The organism is Streptomyces sp. NPDC059851, assembly GCF_042732005.1.
In the GTDB taxonomy this organism is placed as follows: domain Bacteria; phylum Actinomycetota; class Actinomycetes; order Streptomycetales; family Streptomycetaceae; genus Streptomyces.
The window spans coordinates 1-5,780 of sequence record NZ_JBHWJJ010000246.1 but is presented as its reverse complement, the minus strand read 5'-3'; the positions used below and the strand labels follow the sequence as shown (position 1 = coordinate 5,780).

Sequence of the window (5,780 nt, the reverse complement as noted above, 5' to 3'; positions counted from 1 at the left end):
GTCGAGTCGTGGGGCGTGCGGCCGGACTTCCTGTCCGGTCACTCGATCGGCGAGATCGCGGCCGCGCACGTGGCCGGGGTCCTCTCGCTGGACGACGCGTGCACCCTGGTCGCCGCCCGGGGCCGCCTCATGCAGGCCCTGCCCACCGGTGGCGTGATGATCGCGGTGGAAGCCTCGGAGGACGAGGCCCTGCCGCTGCTGACGGACCGCGTGAGCATCGCGGCCGTCAACGGCCCGCGGTCCGTCGTCGTCGCGGGCGACGAGGACGCGGCGGGCGCCGTCGCGGGCGCCTTCCCCGGCCGCAAGACCAAGCGGCTGACGGTCAGCCACGCCTTCCACTCCCCGCACATGGACGGCATGCTGCAGGATTTCCGGCGCGTGGCCGAGGGGCTCGCGTACGCCGCCCCGCGCATCCCGGTCGTCTCCAACCTGACCGGCTGCGTCGTCACCGACGAGATGGGCTCGGCCGACTTCTGGGTCCGGCACGTCCGCGAGGCCGTGCGGTTCCTCGACGGCGTCCGCGCCCTCGAAGCCGCCGGCGTCACGACGTACGTCGAGCTCGGCCCCGACGGCGTCCTCTCCGCGATGGCCCAGGCCTGTCTGACCGATGACACCGGCTCCGCCGCGTTCGCCGCCGCCCTGCGCGCCGGACGCCCCGAGTCCGAGGCCCTGCTCACCGCCCTGTCCACCGCCCGGATCCGCGGCGCCTTCGTCGACTGGCAGGCCGTCACCGCCCCGCTCGGGGCCCGTCGCGTCGACCTGCCCACCTACGCCTTCCAGCGCGCCCCCTACTGGCTCGATGCCGGCCGCGCGGACGGCGACGTCACCGCCGCCGGTCTCGGCACCGCCGACCACCCGCTGCTCGGCGCCGAGGTCCAGCTGCCCGACTCGGACGGCCACGTCTTCACCGGACGGCTGTCGCTGGCCGGCCAGCCCTGGCTCGGGGACCACCGTGTGCTGGGCTCCGCGCTGCTGCCGGGTACGGCCTTCGTCGAACTCGCCCTCCGGGCCGGAACGCACCTCGGCTGCGAGCTGGTCGACGAACTCACCCTGGAGGCGCCGCTGGTGCTGCCCGAGCAGGGCGGCGTCCAGCTCCGGCTCTCCGTCGGCGCCGCCGCCCGGGAGGGCGGCCGGCGCAGCCTGACCCTGCACTCCCGGCCCGAAGGCGCGGACCCGGACACGCCGTGGACGCGGCACGCCGCCGGTGTCCTCGCGCCCGGCACCGGCAGGACCCCGCAGCCCCTCACCGAGTGGCCGCCGGTCGGGGCGGAGCCCGTCCCCGTGGACGGCCTGTACGAAGGCCTCGCGGACTCCGGCTTCGGCTACGGGCCGGTCTTCCGCGGCCTGCGCGCCGCCTGGCGCCACCAGGACGCGTACTACGCCGAGGTCGCCCTGCCCGAGGGCGCCGCGGCCGACGCCGCACGCTTCGGCCTGCACCCGGCCCTCCTCGACGCGGCCCTGCACGCGCTGGGACTGGGCGCCGCGGATGCCGGTGCCGGCGAAGGACGGCTCCCGTTCTCCTGGTCCGGCGTGTCCCTGCACGCGGTCGGAGCCGCCGAGCTCCGGGTGCGGCTGACCACTGCCCGCAACGGCGAGGTGGCCCTGACCATCGCCGACGCCACCGGTGCGCCGGTCGCCTCCGTGGCCGGACTGGCCCTGCGCGCCGTGAACCGCGACCAGCTCGCCACGGCACCGGACGCCACCCGCGACGCCCTGTTCCGGGTGGAGTGGACGGAGGTCGCCGCCGGCGGCTCCTTCGAGGACTGGCGGATGCTGGACGAGCCCGGCGAGCCCGGCGAGCCCGGTGAGTCCGCGGCCGCCCTCGTCGTGCCGTGCACGACGCCCGCCGGCGCGGACCCGGTCGCCGCGGCGCACACGGAGACCGCCCGGGTGCTCCGGCTGCTCCAGGACCGGGCGGCGGACGAGCGTTCCACGGACGCCCGCCTGGTGTTCCTGACCCGGGGCGCCGTGGAGGCCGTACCGGGCGAGGGCGTGGCGGACCTGGCGCACGCGAGCGTGCGGGGTCTGGTGCGGTCGGCGCAGTCCGAGAACCCGGACCGCCTGGTGCTGGTGGACGTCGACGCCGACGCGACCGACGCCGATGTGGCCGAGGCGCTCTCGACGGCGCTCGGTACGGGCGAATCCGAGGTGGCGGTACGCGACGGCTCCGTGCTGGTGCCGAGGCTGGCCCGCACCGCGATCGCGGCCGCCGACCGGGCCACCGCGTGGGACCCGGACGGCACGGTGCTGGTGACGGGTGCGAGCGGCTCGCTGGGCGGGCTGTTCGCACGGCACCTGGTCACCGAGCACGGCGTACGGCACCTGCTGCTGGTGTCCCGCCGCGGTGAGGCTCCGGAGCTCACGGCCGCGCTCACCGGCCTGGGCGCCGACGTGGCCTGGGCCGCCTGCGACGTGGCCGACCGGGAGGCGCTGGCGGCCGTACTGGCCGGCATCCCGACGGAACACCCGCTGACCGCGGTCGTGCACACCGCCGGCCTCCTGGACGACGGTGTCATCGGGTCCCTGACCCCCGAGCGGCTCTCCGCGGTGCTGCGTCCCAAGGTGGACGCGGCCTGGAACCTGCACGAGCTGACCCGCGACCTGGACCTGGCCGCGTTCGTCCTGTTCTCCTCCGCAGCCGGTGTGTTCGGCGGTGCGGGCCAGGGCAACTACGCGGCGGCCAACACCTTCCTCGACGCCCTCGCCGCCCACCGCCGGGCGGACGGCCTCGTCGCCACCTCGCTCGCCTGGGGCCTGTGGACGGGCACCGGCGGCATGGGTGGCGGGCTGACCGACGGCGACCGCGAGCGCATCAACCGTGGCGGCATCGGCGCCCTCACCCCCGGGACCGGCCTCGCCCTCTTCGACGCGGTCCGGCGCACCGCCGACCCGCTGCTCGTCCCGCTCCCGCTCGACCTGGCCGCCCTGCGCGCCCGGGCCCGTACCGGCACGGTCCCCGACCTGCTGCGCGGCCTGGTCCGGGTACCGGCCCGCCGGGCCGCCGCGGGCCAGGGCGCCACGGCCGTGGGCTCCGCGCTCCGTACGCGGCTGGCCGCGCTTCCCGCCGGGGAGCGGGAGGCGGCTCTGCTGGACACGGTCCGGGCGGAGGTGGCCGCCGTACTTGGCCACGCCTCCACCGACGAGGTACCGGCCGACCGTGCGTTCAAGGAGCTCGGTTTCGACTCCCTGACCTCCGTCGAGCTGCGCAACCGGCTCGGCGCCGCCACCGGCGAACGGCTGCCCGCCACGCTCGTCTTCGACTACCCGACACCGAGCGCCCTCGCCGCGTACCTGATGGCCGAGGTCCTGGGCCCGTCCCGGGACGAGCACGTCACCACCGGGTCCCCGATGCCGTCCGTCGCCCCGGGGGGCGCACTGCACGACGACCCGATCGCGATCGTCGGCATGAGCTGCCGCTACCCCGGCGGGGTCGAGACCCCTGAGGACCTGTGGCGCCTCGTGGCGGGCGGCATCGACGCGATCTCGGAGTTCCCGCAGGGCCGCGGCTGGGACCTGGAGTCGCTGTTCGACCCGGACCCGGACGGCAAGGGCACCAGCTACACCCGCTCCGGCGGCTTCCTGCACGACGCGGGACGCTTCGACCCGGCGTTCTTCGGGATCTCGCCGCGCGAGGCCGTGGCCATGGACCCGCAGCAGCGCCTGCTGCTGGAGACCTCCTGGGAGGCCTTCGAACGGGCCGGCATCGACCCCGCCACCGTGCGCGGCAGCCGGACCGGCGTCTTCGCGGGCATCATGTACCACGACTACGCCACCCGGATCACCTCCGTACCGGACGGCGTCGAGGGCTACCTCGGCACCGGCAACTCCGGCAGCATCGCCTCGGGCCGCGTCTCGTACGCCTTCGGGCTGGAGGGCCCGGCCGTCACCGTCGACACGGCGTGCTCGTCCTCCCTCGTCGCCCTGCACTGGGCGATCCAGGCGCTGCGCAACGGCGAGTGCACCATGGCGCTGGCCGGCGGTGTGACCGTCATGTCGACGCCGGGCACCTTCACCGAGTTCAGCCGCCAGCGCGGTCTGGCCGCCGACGGCCGCATCAAGTCCTTCGCGGCGGCTGCCGACGGAACAAGCTGGGCCGAGGGCGCGGGCATGCTCCTCGTCGAGCGCCTGTCGGACGCCCGCCGCAACGGTCACCCCGTGCTGGCCGTGGTCCGCGGCTCGGCGATCAACCAGGACGGCGCCAGCAACGGCCTGACAGCCCCGAACGGGCCGTCCCAGCAGCGCGTCATCCGGCAGGCCCTCGCCTCCGCCGCCCTGACCAGCGACATGATCGACGCGGTCGAGGCGCACGGCACGGGCACCACGCTCGGCGACCCGATCGAGGCACAGGCCCTGCTGACCACTTACGGCCGGGAGCGCGCGGCGGACGAGCCGCTGTGGCTGGGCTCGATCAAGTCGAACATGGGCCACACGCAGGCCGCGGCCGGTGTGGCCGGCATCATCAAGATGATCATGGCGATGCGGCACGGCGTACTGCCGAAGACGCTGCACGTGGACGAGCCGACCCCGCACGTGGACTGGGAGGACGGCGCCGTCTCCCTGCTGACCGAGCCCGTGCCGTGGCCGGAGACCGGCCGCCCGCGCCGCGCCGGTGTCTCCTCCTTCGGCATCAGCGGAACCAACGCCCACACGATCATCGAGCAGGCCCCGGAGGACCTCACCCCGACCGCGCCCGACGACCGTGCGGTTCCCGACCTGCCCGTGCTGCCCGTCCTGCCGTACGTGCTGTCCGCGAAGTCGGCGGACGCGCTGCGCGGCCAGGCCGCCCGCCTGCGGACCCACCTGGAGGGTGCGCCCGAGGCGGCCGGAACCGCGGACGTGGCCTACTCGCTGGCCACCCGCCGCGCCTCCTTCGACCACCGCGCGGTGGTCGTGGCCGGGGGCCGGGACGAGCTGCTGCACGGCCTGGCCGCGCTCGCGGACGGCCACCCGACCGCTGCCGGGGTCACCCGAGACACCGTGGGCGCCGCCGGGGCCGGCAAGCTCGCCTTCCTGTTCACGGGCCAGGGCAGCCAGCGCCTCGGCGCCGGCCGGGAGCTCTACGACACCCAGCCGGTGTTCGCGGACGCCCTGGAGGCGGTGTGTGCGGAACTCGATCCTCGGCTCGAAATCCCGCTGAAGGACGTGCTGTTCGGTGACGACGCGGCCGTGCTCGACCGGACGGAGTACACCCAGCCGGCGCTGTTCGCGGTCGAGGTGGCGCTGTTCCGGCTGCTGGAGTCCTGGGACGTGAGGCCGGACGTCCTGTCCGGCCACTCCATCGGCGAGATCGCCGCCGCCCACGTGGCGGGCGTGTTCTCGCTCGCCGACGCCTGTCAGCTGGTCGCCGCCCGGGGCCGGTTGATGCAGGCGCTGCCGACCGGTGGCGTGATGATCGCGGTCCGGGCGTCGGAGGACGAGGTCACGCCGCTGCTGACCGACGGGGTGAGCATCGCCGCCGTCAACGGCCCGCAGTCGGTGGTCGTGGCCGGCGACGCCGACGCGGCGGCCGCCATCGCGGAGGCCTTCGAGACAGAGGGCCGCAAGACCAAGCGCCTGACGGTCAGCCACGCCTTCCACTCCCCGCACATGGACGCCATGCTGGCCGACTTCCGCAAGGTGGCCGAGGGGCTCACGTACGCGTCCCCCCGCATCCCGCTCGTGTCCAACCTGACCGGCGCCCTTGCGGACGAGGAGATGGGCTCGGCCGACTTCTGGGTGCGGCACGTCCGGGAGGCCGTCCGCTTCCTCGACGGCGTCCGCGCCCTGGAAGCCGCCGGAGT

1 protein-coding gene is annotated in these 5,780 nt (G+C 75.4%); it reads left to right on the top strand.

Annotated elements, in window-relative coordinates:
* Positions 1-5,780: SDR family NAD(P)-dependent oxidoreductase (locus ACFV7Q_RS38235; RefSeq protein WP_385435560.1), on the top strand; the 5,780-nt coding region annotated here is incomplete at both ends.